This window comes from Nocardia brasiliensis NBRC 14402 (assembly GCF_000308475.2).
Classification (GTDB): domain Bacteria; phylum Actinomycetota; class Actinomycetes; order Mycobacteriales; family Mycobacteriaceae; genus Nocardia; species Nocardia brasiliensis.
On record NZ_BAFT02000027.1, the window covers coordinates 272,972 to 294,322 of the forward strand.

At 67.9% G+C, this 21,351-nt stretch carries 19 protein-coding genes; 7 read left to right on the plus strand and 12 right to left on the minus strand.

The features are described 5' to 3' along the window. Positions 1-12 precede the first annotated feature (12 nt). On the minus strand, positions 13-552 hold the full coding sequence (locus tag TY25_RS07720) for a tRNA adenosine deaminase-associated protein (protein WP_029894770.1): 540 nt from the start codon (positions 550-552) through the stop codon (positions 13-15). Here TY25_RS07720 and TY25_RS07725 point away from each other — a divergent pair. Continuing rightward, positions 551-1,561 carry a prephenate dehydrogenase gene (locus TY25_RS07725; RefSeq protein WP_193125439.1) on the plus strand — a complete coding sequence of 337 codons (1,011 nt, stop codon included), beginning with the start codon at positions 551-553 and terminating at the stop codon, positions 1,559-1,561. The genes TY25_RS07720 and TY25_RS07725 overlap by 2 nt on opposite strands. 43 nt (positions 1,562-1,604) lie before the next feature. Here TY25_RS07725 and TY25_RS07730 read toward each other — a convergent pair whose 3' ends face one another. The 5 genes from TY25_RS07730 to TY25_RS07750 form a co-directional block, all read right to left on the minus strand. After that, complete coding sequence (locus tag TY25_RS07730; protein WP_081868729.1) at positions 1,605-2,222, minus strand: putative glycolipid-binding domain-containing protein; 618 nt, start codon at positions 2,220-2,222, stop codon at positions 1,605-1,607. Between the two features lie 52 nt (positions 2,223-2,274). After that, entirely contained in the window at positions 2,275-4,155 is a 1,881-nt protein-coding gene (locus tag TY25_RS07735; RefSeq protein WP_226887098.1) for an ABC transporter ATP-binding protein, read from the minus strand. After that, positions 4,152-6,011, minus strand: a complete 1,860-nt coding sequence (locus tag TY25_RS07740) for an ABC transporter ATP-binding protein (protein WP_088607071.1) — start codon at positions 6,009-6,011, stop codon at positions 4,152-4,154. Before TY25_RS07740 ends, TY25_RS07735 begins: the two co-directional genes overlap by 4 nt. Before the next feature lie 292 nt (positions 6,012-6,303). Then, the gene (fadD32, locus tag TY25_RS07745) at positions 6,304-8,232 is read right to left on the minus strand and encodes a long-chain-fatty-acid--AMP ligase FadD32 (protein ID WP_029894779.1); all 1,929 of its coding nucleotides are present in this window, start codon (positions 8,230-8,232) and stop codon (positions 6,304-6,306) included. A gap of 106 nt (positions 8,233-8,338) precedes the next feature. Beyond that, entirely contained in the window at positions 8,339-9,586 is a 1,248-nt protein-coding gene (locus TY25_RS07750) for a KasA/KasB family beta-ketoacyl-ACP synthase (protein WP_042255120.1), read from the minus strand. A 392-nt stretch (positions 9,587-9,978) separates the two neighbouring features. Here TY25_RS07750 and TY25_RS07755 point away from each other — a divergent pair, with 392 nt between their 5' ends. From TY25_RS07755 to TY25_RS07765, 3 genes are all read left to right on the plus strand, one after another. Continuing rightward, positions 9,979-11,022, plus strand: coding sequence for a DNA cytosine methyltransferase (locus tag TY25_RS07755; RefSeq protein WP_172595755.1), 1,044 nt, complete (start codon positions 9,979-9,981; stop codon positions 11,020-11,022). Between the two features lie 95 nt (positions 11,023-11,117). Continuing rightward, positions 11,118-11,534 carry a very short patch repair endonuclease gene (locus TY25_RS07760; RefSeq protein ID WP_226887519.1) on the plus strand — a complete coding sequence of 139 codons (417 nt, stop codon included), beginning with the start codon at positions 11,118-11,120 and terminating at the stop codon, positions 11,532-11,534. 324 nt (positions 11,535-11,858) lie between these two features. After that, the gene (locus TY25_RS07765; protein ID WP_063602711.1) at positions 11,859-12,587 is read left to right on the plus strand and encodes a DUF998 domain-containing protein; all 729 of its coding nucleotides are present in this window, start codon (positions 11,859-11,861) and stop codon (positions 12,585-12,587) included. On the opposite strand, the gene TY25_RS07770 is transcribed toward TY25_RS07765, so the two are convergent. Beyond that, on the minus strand, positions 12,568-14,085 hold the full coding sequence (locus TY25_RS07770) for an esterase-like activity of phytase family protein (protein WP_042255124.1): 1,518 nt from the start codon (positions 14,083-14,085) through the stop codon (positions 12,568-12,570). The genes TY25_RS07765 and TY25_RS07770 overlap by 20 nt on opposite strands. A gap of 182 nt (positions 14,086-14,267) precedes the next feature. Here TY25_RS07770 and TY25_RS07775 point away from each other — a divergent pair, with 182 nt between their 5' ends. Together TY25_RS07775 and TY25_RS07780 are read left to right on the plus strand one after the other, a co-directional pair. Further along, positions 14,268-14,660, plus strand: a complete 393-nt coding sequence (locus TY25_RS07775; RefSeq protein ID WP_042255271.1) for a RidA family protein — start codon at positions 14,268-14,270, stop codon at positions 14,658-14,660. 49 nt (positions 14,661-14,709) lie between these two features. Next, entirely contained in the window at positions 14,710-15,441 is a 732-nt protein-coding gene (locus TY25_RS07780; protein WP_042255126.1) for a maleylpyruvate isomerase family mycothiol-dependent enzyme, read from the plus strand. Positions 15,442-15,515: 74 nt separating this feature from the next. Here the strand turns inward: TY25_RS07780 and TY25_RS07785 are convergent, their stop codons facing one another. From TY25_RS07785 to TY25_RS07800, 4 genes are all read right to left on the minus strand, one after another. After that, positions 15,516-16,466 carry a Gfo/Idh/MocA family protein gene (locus TY25_RS07785; RefSeq protein ID WP_042255128.1) on the minus strand — a complete coding sequence of 317 codons (951 nt, stop codon included), beginning with the start codon at positions 16,464-16,466 and terminating at the stop codon, positions 15,516-15,518. An 82-nt stretch (positions 16,467-16,548) separates the two neighbouring features. Further along, positions 16,549-16,923, minus strand: a complete 375-nt coding sequence (locus TY25_RS07790; RefSeq protein ID WP_029894797.1) for a hypothetical protein — start codon at positions 16,921-16,923, stop codon at positions 16,549-16,551. Positions 16,924-17,019: 96 nt separating this feature from the next. Beyond that, positions 17,020-17,367 (minus strand): DoxX family protein, encoded by a 348-nt coding sequence (locus tag TY25_RS07795; RefSeq protein ID WP_042255130.1) that lies wholly within the window; start codon positions 17,365-17,367, stop codon positions 17,020-17,022. A gap of 99 nt (positions 17,368-17,466) precedes the next feature. Beyond that, positions 17,467-18,546, minus strand: a complete 1,080-nt coding sequence (locus TY25_RS07800) for a nitric oxide synthase oxygenase (RefSeq protein WP_088607270.1) — start codon at positions 18,544-18,546, stop codon at positions 17,467-17,469. Between the two features lie 565 nt (positions 18,547-19,111). Here TY25_RS07800 and TY25_RS07805 point away from each other — a divergent pair. Then, entirely contained in the window at positions 19,112-20,182 is a 1,071-nt protein-coding gene (locus TY25_RS07805; protein WP_042255272.1) for an alpha/beta hydrolase, read from the plus strand. On the opposite strand, the gene hisC is transcribed toward TY25_RS07805, so the two are convergent. Then, positions 20,179-21,258: a histidinol-phosphate transaminase gene (hisC, locus tag TY25_RS07810; RefSeq protein ID WP_042255133.1), complete on the minus strand. Its 1,080-nt coding sequence runs from the start codon at positions 21,256-21,258 to the stop codon at positions 20,179-20,181. The genes TY25_RS07805 and hisC overlap by 4 nt on opposite strands. Positions 21,259-21,351: the final 93 nt, after the last annotated feature.

Below are 21,351 nucleotides of genomic sequence, written 5' to 3' on the forward strand. Positions count from 1 at the left end.
TCCGCGACCACGTCAGCGCGGCAGCTTGTCCAGCACCGCCGAGAGTTCGTCGGCGAAGCCGAGCCGTTGGGCGATCATGCCGAGTTGCTCGTCCGGGTAGAGGTCGGTTTCGGCGAGGATGACGCTCAGCACCGGTTCGGGCAGACCCAGATCGGCGAGCACGCCGAGGTCGCCCTCCTCCCACGGCTCGATGTCGTCGAGCTCGTCGGGATCGATGTCGGGGATTTCCACGTTCAAGGCTTCGAGCACGTCGGCGGCGATGTCGTAATCAATGGCGGCCGTCGCGTCCGATACCAGCATCCTGGTGCCACTCGGCGCGGGGCGAACCACGATGAAGAACTCGTCGTCGATGTCGAGCAGGCCGAATACCGCACCCGAGCTGCGCAAAGCCTTCAGTTCGTTTTCCGCTGCGGACAAATCGGTGAGTGCCGCCTGGCTCAGCGGGCTGCACCGCCATTTGCCGTCTTCGCGGACAACCGCCACTGCGAACCCTTCTACGTCGTCGTAATCGTCCGACGTCGCCCTATTCGTGCCCGAGCGCTGTGCTGCCATGGCCGCAACGGTAGTCTGCTCGAGCGGAAATGTTGAAGTCGTATGCGAATCTGTTGGGGTGACTGCTGCCCCGAAAGCCTCCGTTTGTGTCCTCGGAACCGGTTTGATCGGCGGTTCTCTGCTGCGTGCCGCGGTCGCGGCCGGCTATGACGCTTGGGGTTTCAACCGTTCGGCGACCGGCGCGAGCGCGGCGCGGGCGGACGGATTCGATGTCACCGAAGACCTGCCCGCCACACTCAGCAGGGCCGCTGCGGCCGACGCGCTGCTGGTTCTCGCGGTGCCGATGCCCGCGGTCGGGCCGCTGCTCTCCGCCGTCGCGACATACGCGCCGCACTGTGCGCTGACCGACGTGGTGAGCGTCAAAGGCCCGGTCGTGGCGGCGGTGCGCAAGGAAGGACTGGCCGCCCGCTACGTCGGCGGTCATCCGATGGCGGGCACGGCCGAATCCGGCTGGGCCGCTACCGATCCCGAGCTCTTCCGGGACGCCGTCTGGGCGGTCGGCGTGGACGAGGGCACCCGGGCCGAACCGTGGACCACGGTGACCCGGCTGGCCCTGGACTGCGGTGCGGTGGTCGTCCCGGTGGTCGCCGACGAGCACGACCGCGCGGTGGCCAGGATCTCGCATCTGCCGCATGTGCTGGCCGAGGCGCTGGCGGCGGCCGGCGCGGCGGGCGGGGATCTCGCACTGGGGCTGGCGGCCGGTTCTTTCCGCGACGGCACCCGGGTCGCGGGCACCGCACCCGATCTGGTGCGCGCCATTTGTGAACCGAATTCCGGCGCGCTGCTCGAAGTGCTCGAGGAAACGCTCACGCTGCTCGGCGCGGCCCGCGACACGCTGCGCGCCGACAATTCCCTGGCCGAGCTGGTCGAGGCGGGACACGACGCCAGGCAACGCTACGAAACCGCGCAACGCTGGGAAATCACCGATATCCACCCCGGCGACCACAATTGGCTGGGGAAGTTGCGCGACGCGGGACAACGCGGCGGCGTCATCACCCGACTGAACTAGTGCCACGTCCAGGACGGCATCGAATTTCCTGGACTTCGGATTATCAGATGCGTTCGGCGAGGCCGGGGTAGTCGAGCAGGAAACCGTCGGCATCGACGGTGACGGTCGCGCTGGACACCGGCGACAGCACACTGATGCCGTCGGCCGCCGCGCTGTAGGTCAAGCTGGCTTCCTGGACGAGCAGGTCCGGCAGCCGCACATAGACCACCGGCACCTGCACATCGTGCACCGCGTGCTGCAGGTCGAAGCGCCGGATCGGCAGCGTGTTGAAGAACGGGCTGAGCACCACGTCCACGTCCAGCGCGCCCGCGAAGGTGGAGCGGACGTGGCTACCGCCGGCGTCCACCAGCCAGTAGTTCTCCTCGTCCCGGGCGATGGACGCGTGCCGCTCGCCCGCGGCCGTGGTGGTGCGCAGCGAGAGGCGTTTGGTGGCGCCGCTCTCGTCGGTCACCAGGTCGTAGGACGCGCTGAAGGCCGGGTGGTCGTCGCACGCGCCGCCGATCATGCGACCGGCGGCGCGGATACGGTTGCCGTTGAGGGTCACGCGCACCGATTCCATCCGGGACGCGTTGTGCGCGCGCCAGGTGAGAATCGCCGGCCAGCGGGAGGCCGGTGGCGTCTCGTTGCCGGTGGCTCGGCTCTCGGAGGCTGGGATCGTCACATCTCTACCGTAAGCGACGCCAGGCCGTTGCCCGCACCACACCGGGCCCGCATCACACCAACGACTCGCGCCACGCCGCGTGCAGGCTGGCGAACTTGCCGGTGCCCGCGATCAGCGCATCGGGGGTGCCGTCCTCGGCGACACGCCCCGATTCCAGCACCAGCACCCGGTCGGCGATGGCCACCGTGGACAACCGGTGCGCGATGATGATCGCGGTGCGGTCGCGCAGCACCGTCTCCAGCGCTCGCTGCACCAGCCGCTCGCCCGGGATGTCGAGGCTGGACGTGGCTTCGTCCAGCACGATCACCGCCGGGTCGGCGAGGAACACCCGGGCGAAGGCGACCAACTGCCGCTGGCCCGCGGACAACCGGCCGCCCCGCTTGCGCACATCGGTGTCGAAGCCCTCCGGCAACGCCTGCACGAACTCGTACAGGCCGACCGCACGGGCCGCCGCGAACACCTCCGCGTCGGAGGCGTCGGGTCGGCCGAGCCGGATGTTGTCGGCCACCGAACCGGAGAACAGATAGGACTCCTGGGTGACCATCACGACATTGCGGCGCAGGTCGGTGTCGGTGATCCGGCGCAGGTCGATCCCGTCGAGGGTGACCGTGCCGCTGGACGGGTCGTAGAACCGGGTCAGCAGCTTGGCCAAGGTCGACTTGCCCGCGCCGGTGGCACCGACCAGGGCGACGACCTGTCCCGCGGGGATATCGAGACTGAACTCCGGCAGCACCTCGCGCTCGCCGTAGCCGAACGACACCCGGTCCATCCGGACCGCGCCGGTGGCCTTGGTCAGCGACACCGGCTCGGTAGGTTCGGACACCGAAGGTTCTTCCTCGAGCACGCCGGAGATCTTCTCCAGCGCAGCCGCGGCGGACTGGTACGAGTTGAACACCTGCGCGAGTTCGTCGAGCGGACCGTAGAACTCGTTGAGGTACAACAGGTATGCCGCGAGCACGCCGAGCGCGAGGTTGCCCTCGATCACCAGCCAGGCGCCCACCACGATGATGACCACCCGGGTGATGTTGCCGATCACCCTGGTGAGCCCCGCGTAATCGCCCATGCCGCGCATGGCGGCGGTGGTCGCCCGCTGGAACTCGGCGTCCTCGTGCGCCAGCACCGACTCGTTGCGCTGCTCGCGCCGGAACGTCTGCACCGCGCGCATGCCGCCCATCGACTCGACGAACTGCACCACCACCTTCGCGATGGCACCGCGGGTCCGGCGATATCCGGCGCGCTGCCTGCGCTGGGCCCAGCGGGTGACGAGCACCAGCGGCACGAAGCCGATCAGCACGATCGCGGCCAGCGTCAGGTTCAGGTAGATCAGCAGCACCGCGATGGTGAGCACCGAGAGGATCGCGCTGAGCGCCTGATTCAGCGCGCTCTCCAGCAACTCCTGCAGCGTCTCGATGTCACCGGTGAGCCGCGCGACCACCTTGCCGGAGGTGTACTTCTCGTGGAAGGCGACGCTGAGCCGCTGCATATGCGTGAACGAGCGCACCCGCAGGTCGAACAGCACGCTCTGGCTCAGCCGCCCGGACACACGCAGGAACAGGAACGTGGTCGCGACCCCCAGCAGGACCGCGCCGAGATACCCGCCGACCGTCCAGGCCAGCGGGGTCCAATTGCCTTTGCGCCCTTCGCTGATGCCGGTATCGAGCCCGTGCGCGACGAACAGCGGCGCCGAAACCATCGCGGCGTTGTCCACCACGATGAGCACCAGCGCCAGCGCCGCCAGCCTGCGGTACGGCCGGATCAGGTCGAGCAGCAGCCGCCGGGATCGACCGGCCAGCACCAGGTTTCCGGCCTGGGTGACCTCCTTGTCCTCGCTCGCGATGCCGCGCCAGTCGGCGGCCTCGTCCCGCGTGGCGGCGGTCACGGACGAATCCGCCTCCGGTGCCGCGTCTTTCGACGTGACGGTTTCCGTACTCATTGCTGCTCACCTCCCATCAGTTCGCGATAACGGCTGCTGCTGCGCAGCAGTTGGTCGTGGGTGCCCTCGGCGACGATCCGGCCCTCGGCGAGCACCGCGACCCGGTCGGCCAGCGCCGCCGTCGACGGCCGGTGCGCGACGAGCAGGGTGGTCGCGCCGGCCAGCACCGTGCGTAGCCGCTCCTGCACCCGCTCCTCGGTCTCCACGTCCAGCGCGGACAGCGGGTCGTCGAGCACCATGATCCGGCTGCGGCGGTGTGCACCCACCCCGTCGGCTTCTGCCTGCTCCGCGAGCGCACCCGCCCCGCTCAGCACGGCGCGGGCCAGCGCGAGCCGCTGGCGCTGGCCGCCGGACAGGCTCAGGCCCTGCTCGCCGATCCTGGTGTCCAGGCCCCAGGGCAGTTCGTCCACGAACTCGCTCGCCTGGGCGACGTCTAGCGCGCGACGCACATCGGCGTCGGTGGCCGACGGGTCACCGAGCGCGACGTTCTCGCGCACGCTCGCCGAGAACAGCACCGGCTCCTCGAAGGCCACCGAGACCAGCGACCGCAGGTCGGCCAGCCGCATGTCCGCGATGTCGATGCCGTCGATGGTGATCGCGCCGCCGGTGACGTCGTAGAGCCGCGGGATCAGGTTGAGCAGCGCGGTCTTGCCGCTGCCGGTCGCGCCGACCAGCGCGACCGTCTCGCCCGGCCGAATCCTGAGCGAAACATCGTGCAGCACTTCTGCCTTCGCGTCGGGGAAGGCGAATTTCACGCCTTCCAAACGCAGTTCGCCGACGATCTGTTCGGACAGCTCGACCGGATCGGCCGGGTCGGTGATGTCCACCGGGGTATCGATGATCTCCCAGTAGCGGTCACCCGCGGTGCGCGCGTCGTTCCACTCGGCGAGCAGGAAGCCGGTCCAGATGATCGGCCACTGCAGGAAATTCGCCAGCGTAATGCCCGCGACCAGGGTGCCGAGCGTCATCGTGCCCTGCACCACCGACCAGGCGCCGAAACCGAGCGCGAACACGATGGCCAGCTGCGGCATGCCGGTCATGGCCGACCACAACCGGGCGTCCAGCCGGACCTTGTACAGCTCGGTCTGCTGCAACTCGCGCGACTGCGTGCGGAACCGGCCGCCGAAGAACACGCCACGGCCGAACGCCTTGAGCACCCGCACACCCTGCGCCGATTCCTCGGCGGTGGTCGCCAGGTCGCCCGCCTGGTCCTGTGAGCGGCGCGACGCCTTGGCGTACTCCCGCTCGAACCGAACGGCGATATAGGTCAACGGGATCGAGATGATCAAGAACAGCAGGCCGATCTGCCAGTTCAGCCACAGCAGGGCGAGCAGGCCGACTGGGATCAGCACCATGTGCAGGATCAGGAACGGACCGGCGAACGCGACGAACCGGCGCATGGTGGCCATGTCGTCGACCGCGCGGGACAGCAACTGACCCGACTCCCACGCGTCGTGCCGTCCGATCGCCAGCGTCTGCAGCTTGCGGAAGATCTTGGCGCGCATGGTGATCTCGAACTCGGTGGCCGGCTTCGCGACCAGCCAGCGTCGTCCCCACACTCCCGCGGCGTCCAGCAGGCCGAGCACGAGCACGAGCAGCGCGGGCCACAGTGCCCCGCCGAAATCCTTCCTGGCGATCGGTCCGTCGACGATCCGCGCGATCACCAGGGGAATGGCGATCGCGGTCAACGACGAAAGGATCGCGAGCACGGTCGCGCCGAGCAGCGCGCGCCGGTGCGGGCGCACATACGGCCAGAACCGCCGCAGCGAATCCAGGCGGCCCGGCGTCGACGCCGCGGGCCGCTGCGGTCTGTCGGCCTCCGGATCGGCTGTCGCGACGTCCAGTGCGACTGACATAGCTCCCCCTAGAGGTCCGTGGCTGGCGATGGAAAGAGACGGGACGCCCGCTGATGATCGCATCGGGGTCCGACAATCCAGGGTGGCATCAACATCCACATCAGCCAACCGATTTTCCGCGTCGGCCGATCCCCGCACGTCGGCATTCGTGCTGGATATCACCCCTGCCGCACACCTCGTCGCCGTCATGAACCCAGTCAACAACCCGAAGTAACCTCGAGGTCAAGAAGACCGGCCGGGCCGCTGTCCGTGGTGGACAGCGGCCCGGCCGGTCGGGGTGTGGCGCAGCGGGTTAGCGGACGCCCGCGCTTTCGGCCTCGCGCTCCTGCGGTGCGTCCGGGAACGCCTGCTGCTGGTATCCGCCGCGCAATGTGCCGTCCAGATACGCGGCGCGGCAGGCGCGCCGCGCGATCTTGCCGCTCGACGTGCGCGGGATGGAACCCGCGGGCACGAGCAGCACGTCGCGCACCGTGACGCCGTGCCGCTGCGAGACGGCCGCGCGCACGACATCGGCGACCGGCTGTGTCTCCAGTTTGCCCGCGCCGGTGTTGCGTTCGGCGACGATGACCAACTGCTCGGAGGTGTCGTCGGCGTCGAACCGGAGCCCGGAGTGGCTGTTCTTGTCGAAGACCAGCGCGGGCAGTTCGTTGGCTGGCACCGAGAACGCGGCGACGAAACCAGGTCGCAGCGCGGTGCTGGACTCCTGCGCGGAAAATTCCAGATCCTGCGGGTAGTGGTTGCGGCCGTCGACGATCACCAGATCCTTGACCCGGCCGGTGATGTAGAGCTCGCCGTCGAGGTAGGCCCCGTAGTCGCCGGTGCGCATCCAGTTCGCGTCCTCGGCGGTACCGGTCGCGTGGCTGCCCTCGGGCAGCCGGGCGGTCAGCTTGGCGCGGAAGGTGGCGGCCGTCTCCTCCGGACGCCCCCAGTAGCCGATGCCCATGTTCTCGCCGTGCAGCCAGATCTCGCCGACCTCGCCGTCGGCCCGCTCGACCCCGGTGCTCGGATCGACGATCGTGGCCCACTGCGACAGCGCGACATAGCCGCAGGAGACCTGCGCGATCGAGTTCTCCGCGCCCTCCTCGACCTCGACCATCCGGCCCGAATTCAGTTGCGCGCGATCGACGTACACGACCCGCGCCTCGTCCTCGGCCTTGGTCGCCGAGACGAACAGCGTCGCTTCCGCCATGCCGTAGCAGGGTTTGATCGTCGTCTTCGGCAGACCATACGGGGCGAACGCCTCGTTGAATTTCTTCATCGACGACACCGAAACCGGTTCACTGCCGTTGATCAGGCCGATCACATTCGACAGGTCGAGTTCCTCGCCCGGCTTCGGCTTACCGCGCGCCGCAGCGTGCTCGAACGCGAAATTCGGTGCGGCGGCGAAGGTTCCGGCGCCGTCCGAGGCCGCGGCCAGTTCTTTGATCCAGCGGTACGGCCGCCGGACGAACGCGCTCGGCGACATGATGGTGATGAATCCGCCGCCAACCGTCGGCAGGATCACGCAGAGCAGGCCCATATCGTGGAACAGCGGCAGCCAGGTGACGCCGCGGGAATTCTCGGTGACGCCGATGGCGTCGATCATCTGCAGCAGGTTGGTGCCCACCGCGCGGTGCGTGATCTCCACGCCCGCAGGCGTTCTGGTGGAACCGGAGGTGTATTGCAGATAGGCCACGCTGTCGATATTGATATCCGGGCGCACCCAGGTCGCGCCGACGCTGTCCGGAATCGCTTCCACCGCAATGATTCGCGGCCGCTGCGGCGCGGGCAGATGCCGGAAGAAGTTCCGCACGCCGCCGGCCGCGGAGCCCACCGTGAGAATCGCCGCCGGCGTGCAGTCGCCGAGCACCGCGGTGAGCCGATCGGTATGCCCCTGCTCCTCCGGATCGAACAGCGGCACCGCGATATTGCCCGCGTAGACGGCCGCGAAGATGGACACGACATAGTCGAGTCCCTGCGGCGCCAGAATCGCCACCCGGTCGCCCGGTTCGGTCACCTGCTGCAAGCGCGCCGCGACGGCACGCAATCGGACGCCGAACTGCCGCCAGGTCAGCTCGTGGTACTCACCGTCGCGTTCCCGCGAATAGTCGATATAGCGGTAAGCGAGGTCGTCGCCGTTCTCCGCACTGTGTTTGTCGACGAAGTCGATGAGGGTCTTGTCACCGCGGATCTTGATATTGCCCTGGTCATCCAAATAGTCGTCGAAAGTCTCGTCGATCATCGCCTTATCCTTTTGCCAAAGCACGCACTCAGGCCGTGCAGTTACACCGAACACAGGTCGATAACGAAGCGTCGGGAAGGCTAGCAGGTGCGCCGCCTTCCGTCGCTCAGTACCGCCCGAAGGCGATCGCCACGTTGTGCCCTCCGAAACCGAAGGAGTTGTTCACGGCGTAATCGATCCGCCCGGTCCTGGCTTGGCCTTTGACGACGTCGAGGTCGATTTCCGGGTCCTGATTGTCCAAATTCAGTGTGGGCGGCACGATCCCGTCGCGAATGGACAGCACGGTGAGCACCGATTCGAGAGCGCCGACCGCGCCGATCGAATGTCCCAGCGCCGACTTGGGCGCGTACACCGAGGTGTGATCGCCGACCGCCGCCGCGATGGCCTTCGCCTCGGCGGTGTCGCCGATCGGGGTCGCGGTGGCGTGCGCGTTCACGTGCGTGATGTCGCGCTTGGACAGCCCGGCCTTCTCGATCGCCTTGGTCATCGCGCGTGCGGCGCCCTTGCCCTCGAGCTCGGGCGCGACGAGATGGAACGCGTCGGAGGTGATGCCCGCGCCCATGATGCGTGCGTGGATCGTCGCGCCGCGCGCCTTCGCGTGCTCCTCGGTCTCGATCACCATCATCGCGCCCGCCTCACCGAAGACGAACCCGTCGCGGTCCTTGTCGAAGGGGCGCGAGGCGTTCTTCGGGGCGTCGTTGCGGGTGCTCATCGCGCGCATCATGGTGAACGCCGCGATCGGCACGGCCTGGATCGAACCCTCGACGCCACCGGTGACCACCATGTCCGCGTCGCCCATGACGATCATCTGCCAGGCGTTCGCGATCGCCTCGGAGCCGGAGGAGCACGCCGACACCGGCGTCACCACACCCGCCCGCGCGCCCAGTTCCACGCCGACACAGGCGGCCGAACCGTTCGGCATGATCCGCTGGATGGTCAGCGGCGAAACCTTGCGGTAGCCACCGTGTTCCAGCCGGTCCCTGGCGCCGACCAGGTATTCGCTGCCGCCGATGCCGGTACCGATGGACACGCCGAGCCGGTCCTTGTCGACGTCGGGGCTGCCCGCGTTGCGCCACACCTCGCGGCACAGCACGGTCGCCATCTGCTCCACGTAGGACAGGTTGCGCACCTCGTTGCGGGTGAGGCAGTCCGAGGGCGAGACCTTCAGGTGCCCGCCGATGCGTACCGGCAGCTCGAACTGGTCGATGAAGGTGTCCTCCAGGACGTCGATGCCGCTCTCCCCGTTGAGCAGGCCTTTCCAGGTCGAATCGACGTCACCGGCGATCGACGTGGTGGCCGCCAGGCTGGTGACGACCACGTTGGGAAAGCTCCTGTTTTTCGAAGGTACCTGCATGTTCGCTCACTTTCCCTAGCGTGACGACTAAGAAATCTGTCGAGCCGAAAACCCGGTGGAGCAATGGCATTTCGTCTGCGGACGCGCCGGAGAAAACCGGGGCGGCATCCGCGCGGAGCACGCATGAACGCGGGCAGAACGCCCGCCGAGCCTGTCATCAGGGCCGCACGTGATCGGCCGATGAGCATTATCGAGGAGCAGCAGACCGATCATCTTGCTGACACGCGGACCGTACCAGGCGCGCCACCACCGGCGCCGTCCGCTGCCCGTCATCGCGTTGTTCGCCGACGGTGCCGGGCAACTCGAGTAACCTGCTACCCCGGGCACGGGGCGCGAGGTCGGCGCGACCCGGCCACCGAGGCGAGGAAGGACGGTCGGTGACGGGCGCGCGGATGGTCGGGCTGTTCGCCGGGATCGGCGGGCTCGAGCTCGGTCTCGGGCACAACGGCTGGCAGACCGAGCTGCTGTGTGAGATCGACGCCGGCGCGCAAGGCGTGCTGGCCGCGCGGTTTCCCGACGTGCCACTGCATTCCGACATCACCACGCTGCGGGCGATCCCCGCGGGCACCGAGCTGGTCGCGGCCGGGTTCCCCTGCCAGGACCTGTCCCAGGCCGGCCGCACCGCGGGCATCACCGGGAAACGCTCCGGTCTGGTGGACGAGGTGTTCCGGTTGGTGCGGCGCAAACGCGGGCCGCGCTGGCTGTTGATCGAGAACGTGCCGTTCATGCTGCAACTCGGCCGGGGCGCGGCGATGCGGCACATCACGACCGCGTTGGAGGAGCTCGGCTACACCTGGGCATACCGGGTGGTGGACGCGCGGGCGTTCGGCCTGCCACAGCGGCGTCAGCGGGTGCTGATGCTCGCCTCGCGCACCGAGGACCCGCGCGGAGTGCTGTTCGGCGATGACGCCGGGCCGCGCATCGTCGGCGACGCCGAGCACGACCCGTGCGGCTTCTACTGGACCGAAGGCGTACGTGGCCTGGGCTGGGCGGTGAATGCGGTGCCGACGCTCAAGGGCGGCTCGGCCTTGGGGATCGCCAGCCCGCCCGCCGCGGACGTGCCCGGGGTGCGCAAAGGACATCGGTGGAAGCTGGTCGGCAACGCGGTGAGCGTCCGGATGGCCGGCTGGGTGGGCGCGCGGCTCAGCGCCCCGCTGGACCCCATCCCGGGCGATCAGCCGCTACCACCCGGAACACCGTGGCCCACCGCAGCCTGGGGACACAACGGCGTCGCCTACCGCGTGCCGGTCTCCACCTGGCCGGTGCACGAACCCTACGAGGACCTGCGGAACTACCTCACCGACTCCCGTCTCCTGTCCGCCCGCGCCACCGCCGGTTTCCTCCGCCGCACCACCATGGGCACCCTCCGCTTCCCCCCAGGCTTCCTCGACGACGTAGAAAGCCACCTCCACCGCATGGGCGGCTGGGCAGCATGAGGCCACCCGACTCCGACGCCGACACCGAACCGCCCCGCGCGGGAAATCGCACGCCGCGCGGAGAATCGCCGACTGACACGCACGCGGGGAGCGAATTGGTACGCGCGGGGCGTCCGACGACGGACGCGGCGACTAGTGCGCGGATGGCGCGGCAGCGGCGCAGCGGGACCAAGCCGGAGTTGGCTTTGCGCAAAGAATTACATCGGCGGGGGCTGCGGTACTTCGTTGATCGGGCCCCGATCCGCGGGCAGCGGCGGCGAGCCGACCTGGTGTTTCCCCGGCTGCGCGTCGCCGTCTACGTCGACGGCTGTTTCTGGCATCGGTGCCCGCAGCACGCCACCGATCCTCGCAACAACGGCGAGTGGTGGGCCGCGAAGCTGGCCGGGAACGTGGCGCGCGACCGCGCGACGGACACGGCGCTGACCGAAGCGGGCTGGCAGGTCATCCGCGTGTGGGAACACGAGGACGCGGTCGCCGCGGCGGACCGTGTGCAAGCGGCACTGCGCAGCTGAACGCCGGGGCGTCGAGCGCGACGCCACAGCTCCGCGGCATCGTGCCGTCGGCCCTAGGGAGAGTTAGCGGTTGCGGACTCGGACGAGGGTGCGGGGAGCGTGGGCGGCCACGTAGCTCGACGCCACCATTACGGACATCACCGCGAGGGCGGCGGCGGCTGTTGCGTAGCCGATCATGGGAACCTCCTTGGGAACGCTTCCCTGCCCAGAGTGGCTACCGAACCTGACAAGAGCCTGTGTATCGCTTGGCAATGCCGTGTGACAGCCGAGACACGCTGGCCTACCGTTGGTCATCGGTCCAGCGGCAGGCAGGAGAATGGTTCCGTGACTGGTAGCCGGAAGATCGCCGAACGGCGCGTGCGGGTGGCGTCCTTGGTGATCGCGGCGGCGATCCTGATCGCGGGACTCTGTTATTCGTCCTGGGTGCTCGAGTTCTTCCTGAAGCTCGATATCGACCCGGTCAACTCGTTCCTCAGCGAACTGGACGCCGAAGGCAAGCCCTACCGGCAGGTGTTCGCGACCGCCGACAAGATCGTCGGCGCACTGCTGATTCCCGCCGCGATCGGCGGTCTCCTGCTGTTCCCGCGCCGCCGGCTCACCACCGTGGGCTGGATCGCCCTGTTCTGTTTCGGCGCCGCCACCATTGCCGATGTGCTGCTGCCCTTGCGCGACTGCGCGAAGGGCGACACTACGTGCGGCGGGGGCGGCAGCGAGTTGTTCCCGCAGCTGCACCAGCCGCACGCGCTGTCCAGCACCATCGCGGTGACGTCGATCGCGGTCGCGACGTTCGCGTTCAGCTTGGCCGCTTTCCGCTACCACCGCTGGCGGATCCTGCGCGAGTTCGGCCTCGTCGTCCTCGTGCTCGGGTCGGCGGCCACCGTGTGGATGCTGGTTGCCGACAACTTGCCCGGCAACTATGCCTTGGGCATCGCCCAGCGCATCCAGGTCAGCTCGATGTCACTGTGGCTGATCACGCTGGCCGCCGCGGTGATCTTGGAAGGCCGGGAATGGACCGACCCAGACCTCGACGAAGCTACTTCACCGTCAGCTTGATCGTGTGGGTGCCGGTCTTGGCCGGCAACTTGGTGGTGTCGACGAAGAGGATCTCCCCGCTGTCCTGCACGCCGTTCGGCAGCGTCTTCGGCTTCAGCCCGAAGGGCGGCTGCTCGCCGGTGCTCGCGGCCAGGCCGAAGTCGCTGTCGTTGGCGATGTAGAACGTCTTGCCGCCGTCCGTGGTGGCGACGCCCTCGATCTTGTCGTGGCCGAAGAACTTTCCGTTCGCGTCGAGTTCCTTCACCAGGGCGCCGAGATCGAGATTCTTCGGCTTGGCCGCCGGGATGATTCCGGCCTTGGTGAGCGCGGCGACACCCTCGGCGGTGGTGACCGAACCGACCAGCGCCTCCAGCGACTTGCCGTCGACCTGCAGGCCACGCTCCGGGTCATACTGCGCGCCGGGCACTTTCGCGTCCGGACCGACATCGGTAGCGGCCGCGATGTCGACCGTCCACAGCTTCTTGTCGCCCTTCGGCGCCAGATTCCCGTCGCGCTCATCGATCAGAAACGTGGTGGCACTGAGCGCGGTGATCTCCGAGTCGGCGACCTTGGTGCTCTTCGGGTTCTCCAGCGGGACCACGAATTCCTTCAGCGCCTTCGTCTTCAGATCGACGGTGACGATGCGGGTCAGCGGAATCTCCTTCGCGGAACCGCTGAGGCCGGGAGTGTTGAGCGCGCTCTGCATCAGGCCGACAAGGGTGCTGCCGTCAGGGGTGACCGTCAGACCCTCCATGCCCTGGTTCGGCGTGCGCAGCGAAAGCTCCTTGGGCAGACCGGAACCCGGAGCGAGGCGTTCGATCTCGGTCCCCTTGGCGTCGAAATGCACCAGGAACGGACCGTATTCGTCGGACACCCAGAAGGTGCCGTCGGGCAGTGCGACCAGGCCCTCCGGATCGAGGCCGTGGTCGGTGGGCGGCAAGACGTTTCCGGCGAGATCCTTGATCGTCTCGCCGGTGCTCGCGGCCACATCGACCTGACCGTTGAACGGTACGCCGGCCTTGGTGCGCAGCTCGATCGTGGATTGCAGCACCGCGCGCGTGCCCACCAACTTGAATCGGCCGATCTTCGGCACGAAAGCCGGTGTCGGCGAGAGTTTCTCGTTCTTGCCGGGACCGTCCACATTCGGCCCGCGGTCGGTCAGCCCGTAGAACTCGTCCGGGCTGCCCGGCACCGGCGTCCACGCCGAACCGAACCCGCTGCCCTGCACCGTCGTTCCGCCGAATTCGCCGAGCACCGGAATGTCGGTGGTGTACAGGCGAACCGCGTCGGTGGTGGTCACCTCGAAGGTGTCGTCACCGGTGTAGCCGGGGTCCGGCGTGTACACGAGCGCACCGTCGACGCGGCGGCTGAGTGTGCCGTGCGCCGGGTCGGCGAGTCCGACGGCGGCACTGCCCCCTGTCTTGGCGAGCAGGTCATCCAGCGAGATCACCAGCGGCTGCCCGGCGGCCGCGGTGAAATCCACCCCGCTGTCGGAACTGGAGCAGCTTGCGGCCAGCACACCGGCACAGAGAACGGCAACGGCGGTGACGCGAGGACGAGATCGATCTTTCACCCGGAATGCCTACCGCGCCGATCCGAAATCTGGACGACGCGCGGGTGACAACTCGGTGCCGGTTTCCGCTCGGCTAACCCCGGAAAAAGCCGATGACCGTGCCGATCGCACCGTGCGATGCTGTCGCCATGACTGCTCGCGTGAACATCGCCTCCGGCTCCGAATTCGAAGATCTCGTCGGCTACAGCCGCGCCGTCCGGATCGGCAACACTGTCGCGGTGAGTGGCACCACGGCCTCGGTCACCGGCGGCACCGCGGTCGGCGGTGACGATATCGGCGAACAGACGCGCGAGGTGCTGCGCCGTATCACCACCGCCCTCACCGAGGCGGGCGCGAGCCTGTCCGACGTGGTGCGCACCCGCATCTTCGTCACCGATATCTCCCGCTGGGCCGAGGTCGGCAAGGTGCACGCCGAGGTGTTCGGCGAGATCCGTCCCGCCACCTCGATGTACGAGATCAGCGCGCTGATCACGCCCGCACTGCTGGTCGAGATCGAGGCGGACGCGATCATCGGCGGGTAGCCGGGCGCTTTTTCGGCGGGCCGCGAGCGCGGTCGCTAGGGTCGCAACTGTGACCAGCGACGCTGAGCAATCCCCAGTTTCACTCGACATACTCGCCGAGGCGACCGACCGTCTCCTCGACACCATCCGCAAGTTGAGCGACGACGACCTGACCGGTCCGTCGCTGCTGCCGGGCTGGACCCGCGGCCATGTGCTCGCCCATCTCGCGCGCAATGCCGACAGCGTGCTCAACCTGCTGCTGTGGGCGCACACCGGGGTGGAGATCCCGCAGTACGCCAGCATGTTCCTGCGCGACTTCGATATCGAGGCCGGCGCGCCGCGACCGCTGGACGCGCAGCTCGCCGACAACGAGGCCGCGGCGAAACGCTGGGCGGCGGTAGCGAATTCACTGACCGATGCGGCCTGGCACGCCGAAGTCCGTACCCGGCAGGGCCGTCCGATTCCGGCGACCGAGGTGCGCTGGATGCGCCTGCAGGAAGTGGAGATTCACCACGTCGACCTCAATGCCGGGTTCTCACCCGCCGATTGGCCCGCCTCGTTCGTCGCGCGCATCCTGGCGCAGGCCACGGTCGACATGAACCGGCTCACCGCCGCGGCGGCCACACCCACGCCCGCGTTCGAGATCCGCTCCACCGACACCGACTTCGTCGGCTTGGTCGGCACCGGCACTCCGTCGGGCACCATCGCCGGCACTGCCGCCGCGCTGGCCGCCTGGCTGCTCGGCCGCTCCTCGGGCGAAGAGCTGACCGGCGAGCTGCCGGCCCTGCCGGACTGGAAGTAGCTGCTGGACAAGCAATCCCCAGGTAATGGCGGCAGCTCGACCGATCCTGCCACCGTTACCTGGTGATCTTGTGATCAGGCCCGATGGAAATGCTCCACTGCCTCTTGCACACGCAGTCCCGCCGCGAAGTCCGCGAGGGTCGAGGCTTCGCCGCGGATGGCGGCGGCGAACGCGGACAGCCGCGTGTGCTCGGTGCCGCGTGGACCGTCGAGGGCGTGCTCCTGCCATGCGGTGCCGGTGCTGACCTCGAGACGGGACCAGTCCGTGAGCCGATAGGAACGCTTGGTGCCGTAGAGGATCCACTCGTAGGTTTCCGGCGCGGCCGCGACCAATCCGGTGATCGTGACCGGGACCGCACCCGCGGTGTACAGCCCGTGCGCGCTGAGTTCGGCGTCCGCACCGTAGGCGATGCGGGTATGCGCCGGTGTCAGCGGGCCCAGCAGCCGGTCGGTCAGGAAGAGAAAGTGCGAACCGACCTCGCGCAGTAGTCCGCCCTGATCGCGACCCGCGACCCAGCGAGCGTCCCGCTGGAAGGCGCGCGGCCATTCCGGGAACGTGAAACGCATATCCACAGCGACGATTTCACCCGCTTCGCCGTCGTGCACGGCTCGCGTCACCGCAACAGCCGCCGCGCGATCGGACAACGTGAAATTGAGCGCGTTCACCGCACCGGTTTCCGCCGCGACCCGCACCATGTCCGCGCCGTCGGCGAGCCGCGCCGCGAGCGGCTTCTCCGAGAACACCGCCTTGCCGGCGTTCATGGCCGAAATCGCATAGGACGCATGCGTATTCGGCGGGGCCGCGATATAGATCGCGGCAAGCCGTTCATCCTGAACCAGCGCCTCGGGATCACGTCCGACCGCGAGATCGGGATACTGCGCGCGAATCCGTTCGACCGTCGCCGCGTCGGGATCGGCCGCCGCGACGACGTCGAACTCCGGATGCCGGTGCGCCACTTCGAGCATCTCGGTGCCCATCACGCCGAGACCGATGATGCCCAGGCGGATGCGGGAATTGTTGACCATCTCGCCAGCCTGGACGGCATTCTCGGCCGGGGCAAGCGGGGGCGGGACGGGAAAATAAAGTTCAGCGCGTCGGTTACATCGGTCAGCGGAAAGTCTCGTACAGTCGCGCGTCGACCAGGATGCCGAAGTGGCCGGTGATGAACTCGTTGCATTCGGCGTGCGGATGGGTCTGGGTGGCATCCATTTCCGGGTGCGGACCCGCGTAGGCGTGCCGCTGACTCGACTGCCGGTAGGGGCCGATCCCCGGGTTGCGGCCGATCGAAATACCGATGCAGTCCGCCTCCACCGTGAAGAAGCCGTCGCCGCCGGGACAGAAGCCCGTCGCGCCGGTCAACGTGCGATCGAGCGTGCAGTCTCGCGGTTCCGCGGCCGCGGGACCAGCGGTGACGATGGCCGAGGCCACCGCTGCCGCGAGCAAGGTGGACCCACTGATGAAACGAACCCAGCTGCCTGTCATTCGAATCTCCTTTTCTACGGTTACCGCGTCAACCTGGCGAAGCCCCGCCTTCGATATTTCGAGAGCGGGGCTTTGCTGGATGAGCGATGGGGGTGTTCAGACGGCGGCTCCCAAACCTGCGGCGATCAGCGCGGGGATCATGTACATCAGCGGGAACGGAATGTGCGCGTAGGCGCGGGCTTTGATGTTGGTGATCACCGCTCCACCGAAGTAGAGCACGATCCCGATAGTAGCGGCGATTCCGATCACAGGAAAGAACAATCCGGCGACAAGTCCCACGGCGCCAGCGGCTTTGGCGATGCCCAACCAGGTCCACCACGCCTGCGGCACGCCGTATTGCACCAGCGGATCCACCACCCAGGCGGCACGGAAGAAGATCGACGCGGCCGAGAAACCCACCCAGGCGGCGGCCAGAATCGTGACGATGACATAAGCGGCATGCATTGGTTCGTGCTCCTCGTGCGGTGTTCAAGGTGGGACACCGAGTAGACGAAGCACGGGAACCAGGTGTGACATGCCGCCCGAATCGTCAGTGCGCGGACCTCACGCTTCCCCGCTGAAGTCGCGGCGGACGAAATTGGGACGGATGTCGAGATCGGGCGGGTCGTAATAGCGGTGGAAAGTCGGGGTCAGGCCGGAAGAGAGCGGTGGGTTGATCCAACTCCAGTCGGTGGGACAGGCGCGGCCCGCGGACTTCTCCCGTTCGACGTGATCGCAGAACTGTTTCGCCACCGTGTGATGGTCGACCACATACACGCCCGCCTTGCGGAAGCTGTAGAGGACCGCGCGGTTGAGCTCGACGAGGGCCAGATCGCGCCACAGGTTGCGCTCGGATCTGGTGTCCAGGCACATCATTTCGGCGATGAGCGGCAGCATGTTGTACCGCGTGGTGTCGCTGAGGTTGCGCGCGCCGATCTCCGCGCCCAGGTACCAACCGTTGAACGGGGCGAACGGATAAGTGACACCGCCGATTTCGAGGTTCATGTTGGAGACGGCGGGGACCGCGTGCCAGCGCAGGCCGAGGCCGGCGAACCACTCGAACTCCGGATGCTCCAGCTTGACCTCGCGCGCCAGTTCGGGCGGGACGTCGAACCAGCGGATCGGTTCGTCGGGCGTGCTGATCAGAAGCGGAAGAATGTCGAAAGGTGTTCGCGCGCCGCGCCACCCGAGTTTCATCGCGAACTCGGTGAGCGCGATGTTGGCGGCGTCACCGGTGACGGTGCCGTCGCCGTTGCGGTACCCCGCGTACCGGATGAGCTGCGGGCTGACGATGCGGAACTCCCGCCCGTCGGCCTGGCGTGGTGGGCCGACGGTGATCATCGACTGAATGGCGCCGCCGTTGGTGGCGACCCGCAGATGCTCCCAGCAGACCTCGGCCAGGTCGCGCGCGGATCGCACCTGCCGGGCGTCGAGCAATTTCAGTGAGCGCCAATGCTTTCGGCCGACACAGCGGGCGTGGTTACGCCACGCGAGCTTGGCTCCGATCAGGATTTCCTCGGCGGTTTGCAGATAGCAACCGGTCTGTTCCAGGTGATGCAGCACGGTGCGACGGCGCTGCGCCGGTAGGTGCGCCAGCTCGGGCATGCGGAAGAATTCGTCGCACTCACGGAGTCTGCGTTTCAGATCGTTGCTGAAAGGCTTTGTGTCAGCGGTGGTTTCGAGCGGTGACGCGGGTAACACAGGGTTCACGGTTTTCTCCGGTCGGGCATAGGTACTGCGGTGAGACAGACAATTTCGAGCAGGAGAATTTCGCGCAGGCGCGCAGCCGATACCGCCTACCGGGGCGGCCCGCGCAGACGGGCCGGCGCGCCGATGCCGCGAAATAGCTTCAGCCGCACAGCCACACCCATGTTCGTCCTCATTCATGCCCGGAAAAGGCCCGGACAGTAGCGTACGGCGGGTGTGCTGGCAGTGTGCCCGGATTTGCTCGATTCACCACGTCGGCCCAAGTCGGCGATGATTGGACGCTGTCGAGCGTTATTGACAGGGTGATCTAGACAACACCAGCGCTCGGCTCCGCTGACCTGATGCGGCGACCGCACCGGCGCAGTGCACCTCGGCTATGGGCAAAGACGCTGGCAGTACCGCCACATTCGGCACAGCCGCATAAACGTGGCCCTGGTCACACATTATGGCCAACCGCTATGGCTGCCGCGGCGAACCGGGCGTTTCTGGCAGGATGGATCGCATGCTGTCTCGGCGTGGGGTGCGGCGCTGGGTGTCCAGCGTCATGGTCAGCGTGGCACTGGTTTCGGGTGCCGCGACGTTCGGCGCTCCGCAGGTGGCGGCCGAACCCGGGGACCCCCAGCAGCCCAGTACCGGTTCTTCCGATGGCCCGGCTCCGGCCCCGGCCACGACGGAACGACCCGCCAGGCCGCGGATCGACCGGATCGAGCCGATCGACGACCGGTGGCTGCGGGTGTTCGTCGCCTCCCCCGCCATGAGCCGCACCGTCGAGGTGCAGGTGCTGCTGCCGCGGGACACCTCGCACCCGCGGCCCACCATCTACATGCTCGACGGTCGCGAGGCGAACCCGACCACCAACAACTGGACCGAAAAGGGCCACGCCGACAAGTTCTTCGAGGACAAAGACGTCAACGTCGTGCTCACCGTCGGCGGCCCCGCCAGCTTCTACACCGATTGGCAGCAACCGGATCCGGTGCTCGGCACCAACAAGTGGGAGACCTTCCTGACCCGCGAGCTGCCGCCGCTGATCGACGCGAAATTCCGAGGCAACGGGCGCAATGCGGTGATGGGTGTCTCGATGGGCGCCGAAGCGGCGATGATGCTGGCGTTCCGGCAGCCGCAGCTGTACACGGCGGTCGCGGCGCACAGCGGCTGCTTCTCGATGGGCACCGATCTCGGTCAGGCTCAAGCCAGGGCGGTCGTCGCCACCTATAAAGGCGAGCCGGACAACATGTTCGGCGCGCAGGACGACCCCGCCTGGCTCGACCACGACGTCACGCTGCACGCGGAAGCGTTGCGCGGCAAGACGATCTACATGTCCGTGGGCAGCGGCCTACCCGGCATCCACGACGTACCGGGCGAGCCCGACGTCGACCTGCCCACCGCGATCACCTTCGGCGGTCCGCTGGAGGCGGCGACCAACGTCTGCACCCGCCGCCTCACCGATCGGCTGCGCGGTCTCGATATCCCGGTGACCGCGCACTTCCGGGCGACCGGCACCCACGCGTGGCCCTACTGGGCCGACGAGTTGGTGCGGTCGTGGCCGGTCATCTCGGGCGCGCTCGGGGTCTAGCCCAGGAAGCGCGCCACCACCGCGGGATCGGTGGCGAAGGCGAGGAACAGATCGTTCTCGTGCGGATCGCCGGTGGTGACCCGCACACCATCGGTGCCGTAGGGACGCACCAGCACACCCGCCTCCGCGCTCGCCTCGCCGTATTCGGCGCTGCGCGCGCCGAGCGGCAACCACACGAAGTTCGTTTCACTCGGCGGCACCTGGTAGCCGGCGGCGAGCAGGGCCTCGCGCATCCGATTCCGTTCGAGCACCAGCGCCTCGGTGCGGTCCAGCAATTCGTGCCGCGCCTCCAGCGAGGCGATCGCCGCCGCCTGCGCGAGCCGGTTCACGCTGAACGGGATGTGCACCTTGTTCAGCGCCGTGATCACGGCCGGATCGCCCACCGCGTAGCCCACGCGCAGGCCGGCGAGCCCGTACGCCTTCGAGAAGGTCCGCAGCACAAGGACATTCGGCCGGGTGCGGCCCAGCTCGATGCCGTTCGGGTAATCCTGCGGCGCGAGCCGCATGTACTCGAAATACGCCTCGTCGAGCACGATCAGGATGTGGGCGGGCACCGAATCGAGAAAGCGGGTCAGTGCGGCCTGGCCGACCGCGGTACCGGTCGGGTTGTTCGGGTTGCAGACGAAGATGAGTTTGGTGCGCTCGGTGATCGCCGCGTGCAGCGCGTCCAGATCGTGCACCAGGTCCGGGGTGAGCGGCACCTGCACGGCGGTCGCGTTGCCCACCTTGGTGACGATCGGATACGCCTCGAACGAGCGCCAGGCGAACAGCACCTCGTCGGTCGGGGTGTCGCAGGTGATCTGCACCAGTTCCTGGCACAGCGCCACGCTGCCGCAGCCGACCGCGATGTTGGCCTGCTCGACACCCAGGAAATCGGCGAGCGCCGCCCGCAATTCGACGGCCTGGTTGTCGGGGTACCGGTTGGCCAGCTCGGCCGCCTCCGCGATGGCCTTGGCCGCCGAAGGCAGCGGGCCGAAGGTGGTTTCGTTGCTGGCGAGCTTGACCGCGCCGGGGTGGCTGCGGCCTGGGACATACGCCGGAATCGCATCGAGGTCCGGCCGGGTTGACGCTGTCACCCCCCAACCATATGTCGCGAAGTCATGGGATCTTCTGGGTATCACGCACAAAGCCGGGCTTGCGTACCGAAAAATATGCGGCCGATAGGCTCT